The organism is Luteimonas granuli (genome assembly GCF_007795095.1).
GTDB classification, from domain to species: domain Bacteria; phylum Pseudomonadota; class Gammaproteobacteria; order Xanthomonadales; family Xanthomonadaceae; genus Luteimonas; species Luteimonas granuli.
On record NZ_CP042218.1, the window covers coordinates 194,175 to 210,652 of the forward strand.

Consider the following 16,478-nt stretch of genomic DNA (forward strand, 5'->3'; position numbering starts at 1 on the left):
CACACAGGTCAAGCTCGGCTGACATGCCTCCATCCACACCAAGGCATCGAGTGCTCCCGCAGCGATAATCTTGGGTCAACGCACACGCGGACCGCCTTTGCCCTGGCGCGTTGAAGGTCGGCCACATCACGACACGTCCGCCGGCAGCGCAGCAGGTGTTGGCCGCTTCCTGGCCAGCTGCCGCTGCTTGATCAACGAGTACAGCGCCGGGATGACCACCAGCGTCAGCACCGTGGACGAGACCATGCCGCCCACCATCGGCGCGGCGATGCGGCGCATGACCTCGGAGCCGGTGCCGCTGCTCCACATGATCGGCAGCAGGCCAGCCATGATCGCCACCACGGTCATCATCTTCGGACGTACACGGTCGACCGCGCCTTCGATGATCGCTTCGCGCAGGTCGCCAGCATCCAGCGAGCGGCCTTCGGCCTGCCTCTGCGCGGCGCGCGCCTCCAGCGCGTGGTCGAGGTAGATCAGCATGACCACGCCGGTTTCAGCTGCGACGCCGGCCAGCGCGATGAAGCCGACGATTACCGCGACGCTGGTGTTGTAGTCGAGCAGCCACATCAACCACACGCCGCCGACCAGTGCGAAGGGCACCGACAGCATCACGATCAACGACTCGGTGACCCGGCGGAAGTTGAGGTACAGCAGCAGGAAGATCAGCGCCAGCGTCACGGGGATGACAACGCGCATCTTGTCGGCGGCGCGCTGCATGTATTCGTACTGACCGCTCCAGGTCACGTAATAGCCCGGTGGGAACTGCACCTGTTCGCTGACCGCCTCCTGCGCAGCCTTCACGTAGCGGCCGAGATCGCTCTCGCGGGTATCGACGTAGATGTAAGCCGCCAGCATCGCGTTCTCGGTGCGGATGCTCGGCGCCCCCTTCCTGACCTCGATCTGCGCCAGTTCGCCGAGCGGCACCTGGGCGCCGCCGGGGACCGGCACCAGGACCTGGCTGCCGATCCGATGCGGATCGTCGCGCAGCTCGCGTGGATAGCGCACGATCGCGCTGAAGCGCTCACGGCCCTGGAGGATGGTGGTGACGATCTCGCCGCCGAGCGCGGCCGCCACCACGTCCTGCACCTCGCCCAGGGTTACGCCGTACTGCGCCAGGCGGCCCAGGTCGGGGGTGATGTCGAGGTAGTAGGCGCCGGTCAGGCGCTCGGCGAACGCGCTGGTCGTCCCCGGCACCTCGCGCACCACCGCTTCGATCTCGGTGGCCAGCGCGTCCAGCTGCTCCAGGTTGCTGCCGAAGAGCTTGATGCCCACGGGCGTGCGGATGCCGGTGGCCAGCATGTCGGTGCGGGCCTTGATCGGCATCGTCCATGAGTTGGCGACGCCCGGGAACTTCAGCGCCTCGTCCATTTCGGCGATGAGCTTGTCCGTGGTCATGCCGTCCCGCCACTGGTCCTCGGGCTTGAGGTTGATGACGGTCTCGAACATCTCCAACGGTGCCGGGTCGGTGGCGGTCAGGGCGCGACCCGCCTTGCCGAACACCGACTCCACTTCCGGGAAGCCCTTGATGATCCGGTCTTGCTGCTGCAGCAGCTCGGAGGCCTTGGTCACCGACATGCCCGGCAGCGACGCGGGCATGTACAGCAGCGTGCCCTCGTTGAGCGTGGGCATGAACTCACTGCCCAAGCGCGATGCCGGCCACAGGCTGGCGAACAGTGCGACCAGCGCGAACGCGATCGTGGCCATGCGGTGCCGCAGCACGACGTCGATCACGGGCCGATAGGCCGCGACCAGGATCCGGTTCACCGGGTTCTTGTGCTCGGGCACGATCTTGCCGCGCACGAACAGCAGCATGAGCACCGGCACCAGCGTCACCGACAGCAGCGCACCACCGGCCATGGCGAAGGTCTTGGTGAACGCCAGCGGCTTGAACAGCCGGCCTTCCTGCGCTTCCAGGGCGAACACCGGAAGGAAGGAGACGGTGATGATCATCAGGCTGAAGAACAGCGCCGGTCCCACCTCGCGACAGGCATCGATGATCAGCTGGGTGCGGCTGCGGGAGCCGTCGGAGCGCTCGATGTGCTTGTGCGCGTTCTCGATCATCACGATCGCCGCGTCGACCATCACGCCGATCGAAATCGCGATGCCGCCCAGGCTCATGATGTTCGAGTTCATGCCCAGCATGCGCATCGCGATCACCGCGATCAGCACGCCGACGGGCAGCATGACGATCGCGACCAGCGCGCTGCGGGCGTGGAACAGGAATACCAGGCACACCAGCGCGACGATCAGGCTCTCCTCGAGCAGCGTCGTGCGCAGCGTCTTGATCGCGCGCACGATGAGATCGGAGCGGTCGTAGACCGCCTGGACGCTGACGCCCTCGGGGAGTCCACTCGCAAGCTGGGCGATCTTGTCCTTCACCCCCCGATCACGGCCAGGGCGTTCTCGCCGAACCGCGCAATGACGATCCCGCCCACGACGTCGCCTTCGCCGTCCAGGTCGGCGATGCCGCGACGCTCGTCGGGCACCAGTTCTACGCGGGCGACGTCGCCGATCAGCACCGGTGCGCCGCCCTCGGCGCGCAGCACCAGGCTTTCGATGTCCTCGATGCCGCGCAGGTAGCCGCGGCCCCGGATCATGTACTCGGTCTCGGCCATCTCGATCACGCGGCCGCCGACGTCGCGGTTGCTCTCGGCGATCACCTCGGACACCCGTGAAATCGGGATGTCGAACTCGCGCAGCCGGAGCGGATCAACGGTGATCGAGTACTGGCGCACGAAACCGCCGACGCTGGCGACCTCGGCCACGCCGGGGGCGGTGGTGAGCTGGTAGCGCAGGTACCAGTCCTGCATGGCGCGCAGCTCGTCCAGCGAGTGGCGGTCGCTTTGCAGCACATACTGGTAGACCCAGCCCACGCCGGAGGCGTCGGGTCCTAGCGCTGGTGCCACGCCGGCCGGCAGGTTCTTCGATGCGACGTTGAGGTTCTCGAGCACGCGCGAGCGCGCCCAGTACAGGTCCGTGCCTTCCTCGAAGATGACGTAGATGAAGGAGGCGCCGAAGAACGAGAACCCGCGGACGTCCTTCGACTTCGGCGTCGCGAGCAGGGCGCTGGTGAGCGGATAGGTGACCTGGTCCTCGACCACCTGGGGCGCCTGCCCCGGGTACTCGGTGAACACGATCACCTGCACATCCGAGAGGTCCGGTTGGGCGTCCAGCGGCGTGTTCATCAGTGCGTAGATGCCACCGGCCACGATCGCCAGCGTCATCACCAGCACCAGGAAGACGTTGCGTACCGACCATTCAATGAGGCGGCCAAGCATGTCAGTGCCCCTCGTGGCTGGTGGCGGGAGCAGGTGTGCCGTGGTCGTTCATCGCTCCATGATCGCCATGGCTGTCATGGCCGTCGGACGCGCCAGGGTCGCTGGCGGCAGCCGGTGCATCTCCCGATGTCGCCGGCATGGCATGGCCTGCGTGGGGATCAGCGACCTCGTCAACATGACCTACGTGCGGATCGACGGCGTCCTCACCGTGCCCGGCGTGTGGATCCTCTGTGGTGCCCGAAGGCGCGCCGTGTCCTGCATGACCCTCAAGCCCCTGGAGTGCCGACTGCAGGTTGCTTTCGGCGTCGATCAGGAAGTTGGCGGAGACCACGACCTGGTCGCCTTCGGCGATCCCGTCCAGCACCTCGACACGATCGCCGCCACGCCGACCCAGGGTGACGTCGCGCGGTGCGAAGCGGCCGGGGCCGGTCTCGACCAGCAGCACCTGGCGCGTGCCGCTGTCGAGCACGGCCGAGCGCGGAACGCTCAGGACCGGTCCGGTCCCTGGCTCCTCAAGCAGCACCGTCCCGTACAGCCCCGGCCGGAGGTCGCCAGCGGGATTGGGCAGGGCGATGCGTACGTCCACGGTGCGCGTCATCGCATCGATGACGGGCTGCACGAAGGTGACTTCGCCCTCGACCACCTGGCCGGGCAGGGCCACGGTTTCAAAGCGGGCCGGCTGGCCGGGCTGGATGCCCGCGGCCTGCGCCGCCGGCACCTTGGCGATCACCCACACCGTCGACAGGTCCGCCAGGCGCAGGATGGTTTCACCGGGCTCGAAGCGCGCGCCCTGGACCACCGGCTTCTCGATCACCACTGCGTCCGCGGGCGCGGTGAGGACCAGGCCCGTCTTGCCCATCTGCGCGTCGCTGATTTCCCAGTTGCGCAGGCGGGTGCGGGCGGCATCGCGCAGGCGGATCATCGAAGCCGCGCTCGCGGGGTCGGACCCGGCCAGCCTGCGGGCGGTCTCGTCGGCCAGCCGGTATTCCTGCTGCGCCGCCGCCAACTGTGGGCTGTAGACGGAGAGCAGCGGCTGCCCGGCGCGCACGCGCATGCCGGTCTGGTTCGCGTACAGCCGCTCCACCCAGCCTTCGAAGCGGGGCGCGATCGCGTACTGCCGGGTCTCGTCGACCTCGACCGTGCCGCTGGTGCGCACGGTGGCGGACATGGCTCCTCGCTTGACCGCCTCGGTGCGCACGCCCAGCGCCTGGACCTTGTCCGGCGGCAGCACCACGGTGCCCGGCGCCGCCGGCGGTGCGTCGTCGGCATAGACCGGGACGTAGTCCATGCCCATCGAATCCTTCTTCGGCACCGGCGACGTGTCCGCCAAGCCCATGGGATTGCGGTAATAGAGCACCTTGCGTTCCGCGGCCGCTGCCTCGGCGGACGTGGCTGCGGTGGGCGAATCGTTCGTGGCGCGGCCCGCCATCCAGCCGACGGCGAGTGCGGCGAGTGCGACGCCGATGGCGAGCGACAGGGTCTGGACACGGGTCATCGGATCTCTCCTTCGATGGCGCGCACGGCGGCGGCGCCCAACAGTTCGTCACGCAGTGCATCGACCCGTGCGAGGTCGGCGCCCTGCCATTCATTGAGTGCTTCCAGCAGCGTCCCGAAGTCGACTTCGCCGACCTGGTAGCTGGCCAGTGCGGACTGCCAGGTGGCGTCGGCCTGTGGCATCAGCGTGTTCTCGATCAGCGCGCGGCGCTCGCGTGCGCTGGTCCATTGCGACCAGGCGGCGGCGCCGCGTTCCTCCACGGCCCGCAGCGTGGCGTCCCGGCGGGCCAGCGCCGCGTCTTCGAGCAGGCGCGACTCGCGCTCGCGTTCGCGACGGGCGCGCTGCTGGAACGGGATCTCGACCTCGAGCATCAGCTCGGTACTTTCGATGCCGTTGCCGTACTGCATCGCACCCACGCCCACGGTGATGTCGGGAAAGCGGTTGCGACGCTGCAGTACCACGTTCGTGCGCGCGGCCTCGGCGCGGGCCTGCTGCGAGCGCACCGCGGGGTGCGCATTGGCGTCATCCAGTGCCTCGGTGAGCGAGGCGCTGTGGACGACGAGGCGCGGCGCCTCATCGGGCGTCGCCAGCGGTGCATCGGAACGGCGCCCCAGCACGGCGTTCAAGGTGGCGGCCGCCTCCTGCTTGGCCGCGAGGCGTTCGATCCGCTCGCGCTGGAGGCTGGTCTGCTCGACCTGGGCGCGGATGGCATCCTGTTGCGCCGCGCGGCCCAGGGCGTAGCGCACGCCGGCCATCTCTTCGACCTGGCGCAGAAGGGCGATGCGGCGATCGAGCACGGCCACGGCCTGGTCGGCGTGCCAGTAGCGTGCGTAGGCCGCCTCGGCGTCGGACAGCAGATCGCGTGCCGTGGTGACGCGGTCGAGCCCGACCGCGGCGGCGTCCTGGCTGGCTGCGGTCCGCGCCAGGCCGCGCTTGCCCCAGAGCGGGAAGCGCTGGCGCAGCGCGTAGTTCACCTCGCGCTCGGCACCGGCGGTGCGCCAGGGCTTGTCCGGATCGAGGCCGCGGAATCCAAGGGAGGCCGTCGGGTCGGGGAGGGCGCCTGCCGGCTGGATCCGTGCTTCGGCGGCCTGGGCCTCGAAGTCCAGTGCCCGCAGCTCGGGGTTGTGCTCGAGCACCCAGGCGCGGATCGACTCGAGGTTGTGCCCCGGGATGGGTTCGGTTGCCGTCACCGGCAGGACCAGCGTCCACAAGCCGCCGATGAACACGCAGGCAAGCAGGTGCCGGAGCAGTGGCCGACGGCGGAATAGCGGGTTAGGGTGCAGGCGCCTGGCCTGCATTCGGTCGAACAGGGATGCCATATCAGTGTCCTTGGGCCGACGCGACGCAGGTCGCTCGGACGAGGGCAGGAACACATGCCGTGACGCAGCCACGGCGCGAACGCGCAGGACCGCGCCGCACAGTTGTGCGGAGCGGGTCAGCGTTCGGGCATCAGATCAGCAGGAGAGCCGCGGGATGGGCGGTGGGCCGGTGCCAGGCGGCCCTGGGGGGCGATTCCACCCAGCTGGGCGTGACCCCTGGGCCGCCATCGGCGACCTCGGCCACGACGAACCAGGAGACCAACGCTCCGACAAACAGCGGCGGGACCGGTGGGATGCGCCCACTGTCGGCCGAAATACCCCCCTCGCTGCAGTGCGCGGCACACACCGCCCTGTCCGCCGAGGGAAGCTCCGCGTCGCAGCCGTGGCCGTGGTCGTGGGGGGTATCCGCGCCGGCCGCGACTGCGGCGGGTGTGCCCGGAAGATCCAGGCAGCCGCCATGGCTGGCCAGCGCGAGCTGAGACCAGAGCAATGCCGCCATCGCGAGGAGGGCGGTGCGCTGGAACCAGCTACGGTGACGACGGCGGATCATGGCTTGAGGTTACCTTTTGCTCGGTCAGATGCAACTGATCCAGATCAATCCGGGGCCAGACCGGAGGTATGGTCCGGCGCGGTCGCCCTTGGTGGTGTCGGAACTGCCGCCGTCTTGGCCAGGCGAAGCGCGTTGGCGACCACCGACACCGAGCTCAAGCTCATCGCAAGCGCCGCGACCATCGGACTCAGCAGGATCCCGAACGCGGGGTACAGCACCCCGGCCGCGACCGGAACCCCCAGCGCGTTGTAGAGAAACGCGAAAGTGAGGTTCTGCTTCATGTTGGCCACCGTGGCCTGCGAGATCTTGCGGGCGCGCAGGATGCCGCGCAGGTCGCCCTTGACCAGGGTGATCTGGGCGCTGGACATTGCGACATCGGTGCCCGTGCCCATGGCGATGCCGACGTCGGACGCGGCGAGGGCTGGCGCGTCGTTGATGCCGTCGCCCGCCATCGCCACCCGCCGTCCTTCGCGCTTGAGGCGCTGCACCAGCTCGGCCTTGTCCTCGGGACGGACCTCGCCATGCACTTCGTCCAGGCCGAGTTCGGCGGCCACGGCGCGTGCGGTGGTGAGCCCGTCGCCAGTGGCCATGATGATGCGCAGCCCGGCGGCCTGCAGCTCGTTGATGGCGACCGCAGCCGACGCCTTGATCGGGTCGGCGACCGCGACAAGGCCCGCGAGGCGCCCGTCCACGGCGAGGAACATGGCGCTTGAACCCTCGCGACGCATCCGCTCGGCCACGTCGACATGCGCGCCGGGATTGGCGCCTAGATCCTCCATCAATGCGGTATTGCCCAAGGCAAGCGCATGACCGGCTACGGTTCCGCGCACCCCCATGCCGGTGACCGAATCGAAGTCCTCCACGCGGTCGAACTCGAAGTTCCGGCGCCGGGCCTCGGCGACGATGGCGTCGGCCAGCGGATGCTCGCTGCCTTGGTCCAGGCTGGCCGCGAGATGCAGCACCCGGTCGGCGTCGAAGCCGTCGAAGGACACGACTTCCTTGAACGCCGGGCGTCCTTCGGTGAGCGTGCCGGTCTTGTCGACGATCAGGGTGTCGATGCGGCGCATGTGTTCGATCGCCTCGGCATCGCGGAACAGCACTCCGACCTGCGCCGCTTTGCCCGTGGCGACCATGATCGACATCGGCGTCGCCAGGCCCAGCGCGCAGGGGCAGGCGATGATCAGCACCGAGACCGCGTTTAGCACCGCGTAGGTCCAGGACGGGTCCGGGCCGAAGAAGCCCCAGATGAAGAAGGTCGCCACCGAGATCGCCAGCACCGCGAGCACGAACCAGTAGGCGACGGTGTCGGCCATCCGCTGCATCGGTGCGCGCGAGCGCTGCGCCTGCGCGACCAGCTGCACGATCTGCGAGAGCACGGTATCGGAACCCACCTTGGCGGCGCGGATCACCAGCGCACCTGTGCCGTTCTGCGTCGCGCCGATGACCTGGTCGCCCGCGGTCTTCTCGACCGGGATCGGCTCGCCGGTGAGCATCGACTCGTCGACGCTGGAGCGCCCTTCCACCACTTCACCATCCACCGGCACCTTCTCACCGGGCCGCACGCGAAGCTGGTCGCCGACGTGCACGTGGGTCAGCGGGATGTCTTCCTCGGTGCCATCGGCATTGAGCCGTCGGGCTTCCTTCGGCGCCAGCCCAAGCAGGCCCTTGATCGCCGCGGATGTCTTCGAACGCGCCCGCAGCTCCAGCATCTGGCCGAGCAGGGTCAGCGACACGATCACCGCCGCCGCTTCGTAGTACACGCCGACGCGCCCGTGCTCGTTGAACGAGGCCGGGAACAACCCAGGTGCCAGGGTGGCGGCCAGGCTGTAGCCAAAGGCCGCTGCTACGCCGATCCCGATGAGCGTGAACATGTTGGGATGGAGGTTGCGGATCGACTGCACGCAGCGTTCGAAGAACGGCCAGCCGGCCCACAGTACGACTGGGGTGGTCAGCAACAGTTCGACCCAGGTCTGCACGTGGATGGACAGCGGCAGGATCTGCACGCCGCCTAGTTCGAGGCTCGGGAGATGCCGGCCGAACATGGCCAGCACGAGCGTCGCCACCGTCAGCGGAAGCGTCCACCAGAACCGGCGGCTGAAGTCGACGAGCTCCGGGTTCGCCTCGTCGTCAAGCCCGGGCATCTCCGGTTCCAGAGCCATGCCGCAGAGCGGGCAGGTACCGGGATGGTCCTGGCGGACTTCGGGGTGCATCGGGCAGATGTACATGGCGCCCGGAACTGCGGCCGCTGGCTCGATCGGCCCGGGGGCGAGGTACTTTCCGGCGTCGGCGACGAACTTCGTGCGGCAGCCAGCCGAGCAGAAATGGTACGTCGTGCCAGCGTTTACGGCGTGGTGGGGCGACGTCTTCGGGTCGACGTTCATTCCGCAGACCGGATCCTTCACCGTTCCGGGAGGCGCGGTTGGCGGACCCCCTTCAGGCGCGCGCCCGCCAGTGCTGCTGCCATGTCCGTGTGCCTGCTGGTGGTGGTCGTGCGTGTTCATGCGTCTTCCTTCGACAAGGCGCCCAGGATCGGGCAGTCCTGGATGCCACCCTGACCGGGGCAGGCAGCGACAAGTTGGCGTAGCCCATCGCGAATGCGTGCGAGTTCATCCAGCTTGCGCTCGACGTCGACGAGGCGTGCCGCCGCCGACGCACGTACCGCCGCCATGTCCTCACCCGACCGCCCGGAGAGCTGAAGCAATTCGCTGATCTCGCGCAACGTGAAGCCCAGCGCCTTGGCGCGACGCACGAAATGCAGGCGCGCCACGTCGGCATCGTCGTAGGAGCGATATCCAGAATCGCGGCGGATAGGGACGGGCAGAATGCCGTGGCTCTCGTAGTAGCGGATTGTGTCGATGGGCACGTGTGTCCGCCTGGCGAGTTGACCTATCTGCATGGGAGCGCTCCGTTGGACCAGATGCCGAGTGTCTGCCCTTGACCATGGTCCAGAGTCAAGTGGTAGTGCCCCCGCGCTGATCCCCGTTGACTTCGGTACCAGCCTCGAGCTGCCGTAGGGACTGCAACCGCTACACAGGACTGAGCGTCCCGAGCATTGAAACAACAATCAGGATCAGGATCGCCAGCGCAGCCTCGGCCGCAACGCTCTGCCGCAAGGCTCGCACCTCCTGCGAGGGATCTCCGCCGGCCAGCGCCCGTTCAAGGCGCGGCACCAGCGTCCATCGGTGCAGCGCTCCCAGGCCCAGCATTCCGCCGAACAGGGCAAGCTTGAACAGCAACAGGTTTCCGTAGGTGCTCTGGACCAGCGCCGACAATGACCACGCGGTGAGATCACCGTAATGCGCGATGCCAGACACGATGAGCGCAGCAACGAAAATCGTTCCCAGCGTCGAGAATCCATGCAGGAAGTCATGCGTTGATCGCAGACGCCCGTTGCCCGCAGCGTCCTTGCCGCGCAGGAGCATTCCCAGGAACATCAGGACCGCTGCGATCCAGCCGCCTGCAGCGAGAAGATGGACGAGGCCCGCAGAGAGCCGGACCGCGCCTGCCACGCCCTCGCCAGCGGCGGCGTGGCCGTTCCATGCCAGCGAGGCGAGGGCGCCGCCCGCCAGCGTCGCCGACAGCGGGTAGGCGGACTCCACCTTCCCGCGGCGACGATGCCACCCGAGCACAAATACCATGGCGATCAGCAGCGCGCCTCTCGCAATGGCTGCGCGGCCTGCGGACGTATCAAGCAGATACCAGCCAAGCGATTCGCGATCAACGTCGGCAATCGGCATTCCCATGATGCCCGCGGTCTTGAAGACGACATCGGCCCCGGTGAGCACGAGACCGACGGCGGCACTCACCAACAGAACGCCCATGAATGGCCACCCGGCCAGGGTGTGGGCGAGTGCCGGTCGACGCAAACCGTACCAACCGAACAGTGGGACGCCGAAAAGAAGCATTAGAACCAGGTATTCCAGGAATCTCAGTGCGTAAGCCGACAGGTCGAACATTCGCGACTCCTCAGCGCACCGTGAAGCTGAAGCTGCCCGGCATGGGGTGGTTGTCACCACCGACGGCGCGGTATTCCACCGTATAGACGCCCGGAGCCAACGGCTGGGGCAACTTGGCACGCAGGGTCTTGCCGTTGTTGACGATCTCGGTCGTGAAATTCTCGATCGGCATGGTGGAGCTGCCGTGCTTCATGACCAGCTTGAGCCGCGACGCTCGCGGAATCAGCGTTTCGTTGAAGACGAGATCGATCTGGCTTGGCGAAGCCACCACCGCATCTGCGGCCGGTGTGGACTGCTGCAGCGCGGCGTGGGCGTGCGCGTCCTGCAGCGAAAACTGTCCTGCTGCCAGTGCGACGACGAGCGCGAACGAGCGGATGACGTTTGACGATTTCATAGGGGTGATCCTCATTGTGAATGTGATGGAAAGCCCCACTCATGGGGCTGTACCGTGTTGGATCCGACGGCAGTCGGATGTCGGGATGTCAGTGAGGCCAGGAGTGATCGCCTTCGGTGTTCGTGCCTTCGCGGGATGAGGATCCCGCCTGTCCAGGCGGGATCCTCGACGTATCAAGCCGCCATGGCGCTGCAGCTTTCCGCGCATCGGCGACAAACTTCGGCGCAACGCGCCATCTCGGGGTCGTTCATGGCATCGCATGCATCGGCGCACTGGCGGCAGATCTCCGCGCAGGCACCGCACACCACGTCGTGAACGCTTGCGCCTCGCAGCATTGCATCGGCACTGGTTGCACAGATATCGGCACACGTCGCCAGCAGTGCGATGTGTTCCGGCGCCGCGTGGGCACCTCCTTTGGTCAGGCAATGGTTGATAGTTTCCAGGCAGATCGCATGGCACTGCGTGCAGTTGTCAATGCACTCGTTCATGGCCTGGGACCGGTGGGCTGCGGAATGGTGAGTCACTTGGTTCTCCTTCTTCCTCGCGGGCGAGAATCGGCGCGCCCGCAACACCGCCCCCTGTTGCTGCGACGGATCAGTGCTGTGCGAACGGTTCAGTGGTTCCGTCGCGATGGACCAGCTCGACCGTGTACGGCTGCTGTCGCCCCTCCGGAACCTCCATGCCGGGAGAACCAAGCGGCATCCCTGGGAGGACCAGGCCGCGTGCGTCCGGCTTTTCTTCGAGGAGACGCTTGATGTCCGCGGCCGGGACGTGGCCTTCGATGACGTATCCGCCGATCTCGGCCGTGTGGCAGGAGCCCTTTGCATAGGGGACACCCAGCCGCTCCTTGAGCGGCCCCAGGTCATCCATGTCGTGCACATCCACGGTGAAGCCCGCCTTCTGCACGTGGTCGATCCAGGCACCGCAGCACCCGCAGGTCGGGGTCTTGTGGACGGTCATGCGTGGCAGGGCTGCTGGAGTCGCGTCGGCTGATTGGACGACAACCTGTGCGGAGGGCGAGGTTGTGGGTTGCGCGGATGAAGCATCCTGGGTGCAAGCACCCAGACCAGCCACGGCAAGGACCACAAAAGTCAGGCGGTGCAATCTGAGCGTAGTCATTTCAAACTCTCGACTCAGCGCTTGGTCCGCGAGGACCAGTGGATGTGGACGATCCGCCAGCCGTCGGCGGTCTGCTTCAGCACCATCGTTTCGGTGCTCTGGACGGTCAGTGGCTTGCCGTCCTTCTGGGCGTGCAGCTCGCTTTCGGTTCCGACCCACGCGAACTCGCCAGCGGTTCGTGCACGCTGACGGAGCAGCTGGCGATGGGCGCCCTTGAGGAACGCCGCATCGCTGACTGCGTGATGGCCCATGTATTCCTCGCGGCTGTGTTCGGCGCCCCCGGACTCGAGGATGAGAACGTCGGCAGCGAGCAGGGCTTCGACCGTGGCCAGATCGCCGCTAGACAGGGCGCTGTTGAAACGCTCCGCTACGGCGACCGCGGCCTCTGCAGTGACTGGGACGTCGACGTCCGCAGATGCCGCGGCAGCGGGGTGATGTGCGTGCGGCTGTGTCGCCTGCGCCATTGCGGGGGACACGACGGTCAGTGCCAGTGCGAGGGTGAACGAGATTGCTGTTGCGTTCATTGCGTGGGCTCCAAGGAGATCAATGGGTGTGCGCATGGCCGTCACCGGCCACGGGCGCGTGTGGTGCAGGGTGCGACTCCACCTTGCCGTTGGGATGGCGGTGGTCCACCAACCCGACTTCCGTGTCGCTGAGTGTCGGGCCGTGGTGATCGTCGTCCACGCCCGGCGGGTGCGCATGCGGCATGGAGTTGTTGCCCGGCTCGGATGGGGCAGGGTGATCCTCGGCCTTTTCGTCGTCATGGTGGCCTTGCGTCTCGCCGCCGCCATGCGAATGGCCCTCGCTGCTGTCGACAAGTTCCTTGTACGCAGTCGCGTCGAGCGTGGGCAGCACCTGCAGGAACGCGGCCATGTTCCAGATGTACTCGTCCCCCATGTTCTTGCCCCAGGCGGGCATGCCGCTAGCCTTGATCCCGTGCTTGATCACCCAGAACGCTTTGGCCACGTCGACCTTGTGTTTGCTGAGGTCTGGAGGCGTGGGATACAGGCCTTGGCTCAACTCGGTTTCGGCCATCGACGGAGCCAAGTGGCACCCTGCGCACATGGCCGCATAATTGCCCGCGCCCTGGACGATCCGTGTGCGATCGTCCAAATCCGACGGCACGTCCAGCTGTCCCAGACGTGCCACGATGGAGCGCTCGCGTGCGGTTTCGAGCAGGAAATGCACGGGCTTCGTGTGCATGTCATCGGCGGCGACGTTGTACACGCCGCCCCAGATGAAGCCCGCCGTACCGGCCACGACAACCAGCGGAACCCCGATCAACCAAACACGCTTGCGTGTCTTCGGTTGCATGTATGTTCTCCCATCAGAACCAGATTCGAACGCCGGCGACGATCCGGGTGTCGTCGATGTCACCGGACTGCGCGCGACGTTGGTCCGCCGTGCCCCCGTAGGCACGCTCCCACACCACCCCGACGTAGGGAGCGAACTGCCGATGGAACTCGTAGCGCAGGCGGAAACCGGCTTCGACCTTGCTCAGCCCGCTGCCGATTCCAACCGCCGGATCGTCCTTGCTCCAGGCTTCGCCCTCGACCAGCCACTGGCCGATCAGCCGGTTGGTGAACAGCATTTCGTATTCGGCTTCCGCCCCGAGTCCGACCTGGCCGGACTCGCCCAGGTAGGCCGTGGCTTCGACTTCGAACTTGTACGGGGCAAGACCAATGACGCCAAGCGCGGCATAGGTGCGCGACGGGCCACCGCCAAAACCGAAATCGTGGCGGACACCGGCCACTGCGTCCCACCATGGTGCGATCGCACGGCCGTACAGGACTTCCACATCCGCCGACTCGGTGGATCCGCCCGCACGCTCGCCTTCGCTGCGGAGCCAGAGCCGGTTCAAATCGGAGCCGACCCAGCCTTTCGCTTCCCAGGCTATGCCGGTGCCGTCCTCATCCGCGTCCCACGCCTCGAGCCGATCAAGCGCCCAGTAGGAGTGGATCGACGTGCCGTGCATCACGTGCTCGTCGAGGTCCTGGAAGGCCGCGGCTCGATCGGCCGGGGTGATGACAGGAATGGGCTCGTGCGGCTCCACCGTCGCCGGGAGATCCTGGCTGGCACCAGGCTGATGGCCCATGGACCCGTGGTCCATGGGCGAATCATCCATCCCGGAGTGGTTCATGCCCGAGTGATCCATCGTGGAGTGATCGTTGCCGTCAGGATCCGCAGTCCCATGTTCCATGCTTCCGTGTTCCATGGTGCCGTGGTCCATGCTTCCGTGGTCCATGGTCCCGTGATCATTAGAACTCCTGTCTGGCGGAGTCGGCTCATGGCCCGCGTGTGGGTCGACAGGCTTGGCCGATGACTGAGTCGCAGCTGGCTTCGCTTCCGGGTGGTGCGAGGCGTGATCGGTCTCCTGTCCCCACGCCGGCGCGAGACCCGTGGCAAGAGACAGTGCGGTGACCAAGCCGATGGTCAAGGGGTGGCGACTGGAAAGGATCATGGCGTTCATTCCTCCACCCGCACTTCGCGGAACATGCCGGCTTCCATGTGATAGAGCAGGTGGCAGTGGTAGGCCCAGCGGCCGAGCGCATCGGCGCGCACCCGGTAGCTGCGTCTGGTGCCCGGCGGCATGTCGATGGTGTGCTTGCGCACCATGAAGTTGCCGGATTCGTCCTCCAGGTCGCTCCACATGCCGTGGAGGTGGATCGGATGCGACATCATCGTGTCGTTGACCAGCACGATCCGCAGGCGCTCGCCGTAGTTCAGCCGCAGCGGCTCCGCGTCAGCAAACTTCACTCCGTTGAACGACCACGCGAAGCGCTCCATGTGGCCGGTCAGGTGCAACTCGACTGTGCGTCCGGGCTCGCGCCCGTCGGGGTCGCGGAACGTGCTTCGCAGGTCGGCGTAGCTCAGCACGCGGCGGCCGTTGTCGCGCAGGCCGATGCCCGGATCATCCAGCTTGGGCGTGGGTGCCATCGTCTGCATGTCGACCAGGGGGTTGCCGGTTTCGGTGGCAGGGTGTTCCTGCATTCCGTCGGCGCCGTGATCCATGCCGGCCATGCTTTCGCCGGCCATCGCGCCTCCGGCCATCGACGACATGTCGTGGCCGCTGTGGTCCATTCCGGCCATCGCACCGCCGGCCATTGCCCCCTGAGACATCGAAGACATGTCGTGACCGCCGCCACCCATTCCGCCGTGGCCCATGTCGTCCATGGTGAGGAGTGGCTTGGGGTCGACGTTGGGCACGGGCGCCCGCAACCCCTCCCTGACGGCGAGCGTGCCGCTGATGTAGCCGGTGCGGCCGGTGTCCTGCGCGAAGATAGTGAACGCATCCTGCCCGGTCGGTTCGACGATGACGTCGAACGTCTCGGCCGTGGCGATGCGGAACTCATCGACCGTGACCGGATGCACGTACTGGCCATCGGCTGCGACCACGGTCATCTTCAGGCCCGGAATGCGCACGTCGAAGTACGTCATCGCGGACCCGTTGATGAAGCGGAGGCGGACCTTCTCGCCCGACCGGAACAGGCCGGTCCAGTTGCCGAGCGAAGTCGTGCCGTTCATGAGGAAGGTATAGGTGTTGCCGTTGACGTCCGACAGGTCGGTCGGGGTCATCCGCATCTGGCCCCACATCTTGCGGTCTTCGACCGTGGCGGCCAGGCCGTGCTGCTTCACGTCGTCGAAGAAGTCGCCGACCGTCTGCTTGGAGAAGTTGTCGAAGTCCGACCGCTTCTTGAGCCGGGCGAACAGGCGCTTCGGATCGAGGTCGGTCCAGTCGCTGAGCATGACCACGTAATCGCGGTCATAGGCGAAGGGCTCGGGCTCCAGTGGCTCGATCACCAGCGGCCCGTAAAGGCCGGCCTGTTCCTGGAAGCCGGAATGGCTGTGGTACCAGTAGGTGCCGCCCTGCACGACGTTGAAGCGGTACTGGTAGGTCTCGCCGCGGTCGATGCCGTTGAAGCTCAGCCCGGGCACGCCGTCCATGTCGGCCGGCAGCAGGATGCCGTGCCAATGGATCGACGCCTGGTCGCCATGGATGGAGCCGGGGGGCAAGGCATTGCGGACCCGCAGGTTGACGGTGGTGCCCTCGCGCCAGCGCAGCAGGGGCGCCGGAATCGATCCGTTGACTGTGATCGCGGGGCGCGTGGCGCCGGTGAAGTTCATCGGCGTCTCGCCGATGGTCAGGTCGAAGTCGGTGCCCGAGAGCACGTTGGGCACGCCCTCAGCCTGGACGGCCCAGCTGGAACGTGGCCACAGGCCCAAGGCTGCAACGGCGCCGCCGGCGGCAAGGCCTTGCACGAAGAGGCGGCGCGATGGGGCAGACAGCCCCTCGGCACGGCCGAAAGAATCGGAAGACATGGAAACTCCGGGGAAAGGTCAGGGGCTCGCGGGGCGAGCCTTGCCCT

The 16,478-nt window shown here is 67.0% G+C and carries 15 protein-coding genes; all 15 read right to left on the bottom strand.

Translation table 11 applies throughout. The features are described from left to right. Positions 1-126: 126 nt before the first annotated feature. Positions 127-2,379: an efflux RND transporter permease subunit gene (locus FPZ22_RS00895; RefSeq protein WP_425463008.1), complete on the bottom strand. Its 2,253-nt coding sequence runs from the start codon at positions 2,377-2,379 to the stop codon at positions 127-129. Next, on the bottom strand, positions 2,376-3,278 hold the full coding sequence (locus tag FPZ22_RS14310; protein ID WP_425463009.1) for an efflux RND transporter permease subunit: 903 nt from the start codon (positions 3,276-3,278) through the stop codon (positions 2,376-2,378). The genes FPZ22_RS00895 and FPZ22_RS14310 overlap by 4 nt, the downstream gene beginning before the upstream one ends. 1 nt (position 3,279) lies before the next feature. Beyond that, positions 3,280-4,773 (bottom strand): efflux RND transporter periplasmic adaptor subunit, encoded by a 1,494-nt coding sequence (locus tag FPZ22_RS00900; protein WP_144889424.1) that lies wholly within the window; start codon positions 4,771-4,773, stop codon positions 3,280-3,282. Then, a complete protein-coding gene (locus FPZ22_RS00905) occupies positions 4,770-5,999 on the bottom strand; it encodes a TolC family protein (RefSeq protein WP_144889426.1) in 1,230 nt (409 codons plus the stop codon). The genes FPZ22_RS00900 and FPZ22_RS00905 overlap by 4 nt, the downstream gene beginning before the upstream one ends. 223 nt (positions 6,000-6,222) lie before the next feature. Continuing rightward, entirely contained in the window at positions 6,223-6,642 is a 420-nt protein-coding gene (locus tag FPZ22_RS00910) for a hypothetical protein (RefSeq protein WP_144889428.1), read from the bottom strand. A 44-nt stretch (positions 6,643-6,686) separates the two neighbouring features. Beyond that, positions 6,687-9,023, bottom strand: a complete 2,337-nt coding sequence (locus tag FPZ22_RS00915) for a heavy metal translocating P-type ATPase (RefSeq protein WP_246120818.1) — start codon at positions 9,021-9,023, stop codon at positions 6,687-6,689. Positions 9,024-9,139: 116 nt separating this feature from the next. Next, a complete protein-coding gene (locus tag FPZ22_RS00920) occupies positions 9,140-9,538 on the bottom strand; it encodes a heavy metal-responsive transcriptional regulator (protein WP_210412683.1) in 399 nt (132 codons plus the stop codon). A 130-nt stretch (positions 9,539-9,668) separates the two neighbouring features. After that, complete coding sequence (gene copD, locus FPZ22_RS00925; protein WP_144889432.1) at positions 9,669-10,598, bottom strand: copper homeostasis membrane protein CopD; 930 nt, start codon at positions 10,596-10,598, stop codon at positions 9,669-9,671. Between the two features lie 10 nt (positions 10,599-10,608). Then, on the bottom strand, positions 10,609-10,992 hold the full coding sequence (copC, locus tag FPZ22_RS00930; RefSeq protein WP_144889434.1) for a copper homeostasis periplasmic binding protein CopC: 384 nt from the start codon (positions 10,990-10,992) through the stop codon (positions 10,609-10,611). Positions 10,993-11,165: 173 nt separating this feature from the next. Continuing rightward, positions 11,166-11,516, bottom strand: a complete 351-nt coding sequence (locus FPZ22_RS00935) for a four-helix bundle copper-binding protein (protein WP_144889436.1) — start codon at positions 11,514-11,516, stop codon at positions 11,166-11,168. Between the two features lie 70 nt (positions 11,517-11,586). After that, the gene (locus FPZ22_RS00940; protein WP_024867864.1) at positions 11,587-12,111 is read right to left on the bottom strand and encodes a DUF411 domain-containing protein; all 525 of its coding nucleotides are present in this window, start codon (positions 12,109-12,111) and stop codon (positions 11,587-11,589) included. Between the two features lie 14 nt (positions 12,112-12,125). Next, positions 12,126-12,635, bottom strand: coding sequence for a nuclear transport factor 2 family protein (locus tag FPZ22_RS00945; protein WP_144893809.1), 510 nt, complete (start codon positions 12,633-12,635; stop codon positions 12,126-12,128). 19 nt (positions 12,636-12,654) lie between these two features. Beyond that, on the bottom strand, positions 12,655-13,425 hold the full coding sequence (locus FPZ22_RS00950) for a c-type cytochrome (protein WP_144889438.1): 771 nt from the start codon (positions 13,423-13,425) through the stop codon (positions 12,655-12,657). A gap of 13 nt (positions 13,426-13,438) precedes the next feature. Beyond that, complete coding sequence (locus FPZ22_RS00955; RefSeq protein WP_246120963.1) at positions 13,439-14,548, bottom strand: copper resistance protein B; 1,110 nt, start codon at positions 14,546-14,548, stop codon at positions 13,439-13,441. Positions 14,549-14,577: 29 nt separating this feature from the next. Further along, positions 14,578-16,431 (bottom strand): copper resistance system multicopper oxidase, encoded by a 1,854-nt coding sequence (locus FPZ22_RS00960; RefSeq protein WP_024867860.1) that lies wholly within the window; start codon positions 16,429-16,431, stop codon positions 14,578-14,580. Positions 16,432-16,478 lie beyond the last annotated feature (47 nt).

Bases quoted from the DNA above. Each gene is read 5' to 3' on its own strand.
- copD (WP_144889432.1), bottom strand. From the start codon at position 10,598: ATGTTCGACCTGTCGGCTTACGCACTGAGATTCCTGGAATACCTGGTT.
- copC (WP_144889434.1), bottom strand. From the start codon at position 10,992: ATGAAATCGTCAAACGTCATCCGCTCGTTCGCGCTCGTCGTCGCACTG.
- FPZ22_RS00945 (WP_144893809.1), bottom strand. From the start codon at position 12,635: ATGAACGCAACAGCAATCTCGTTCACCCTCGCACTGGCACTGACCGTC.
- FPZ22_RS00910 (WP_144889428.1), bottom strand. From the start codon at position 6,642: ATGATCCGCCGTCGTCACCGTAGCTGGTTCCAGCGCACCGCCCTCCTC.
- FPZ22_RS00960 (WP_024867860.1), bottom strand. From the start codon at position 16,431: ATGTCTTCCGATTCTTTCGGCCGTGCCGAGGGGCTGTCTGCCCCATCG.
- FPZ22_RS00940 (WP_024867864.1), bottom strand. From the start codon at position 12,111: ATGACTACGCTCAGATTGCACCGCCTGACTTTTGTGGTCCTTGCCGTG.
- FPZ22_RS00915 (WP_246120818.1), bottom strand. From the start codon at position 9,023: ATGAACGTCGACCCGAAGACGTCGCCCCACCACGCCGTAAACGCTGGC.
- FPZ22_RS00920 (WP_210412683.1), bottom strand. From the start codon at position 9,538: ATGCAGATAGGTCAACTCGCCAGGCGGACACACGTGCCCATCGACACA.
- FPZ22_RS00900 (WP_144889424.1), bottom strand. From the start codon at position 4,773: ATGACCCGTGTCCAGACCCTGTCGCTCGCCATCGGCGTCGCACTCGCC.
- FPZ22_RS00950 (WP_144889438.1), bottom strand. From the start codon at position 13,425: ATGCAACCGAAGACACGCAAGCGTGTTTGGTTGATCGGGGTTCCGCTG.
- FPZ22_RS14310 (WP_425463009.1), bottom strand. From the start codon at position 3,278: ATGCTTGGCCGCCTCATTGAATGGTCGGTACGCAACGTCTTCCTGGTG.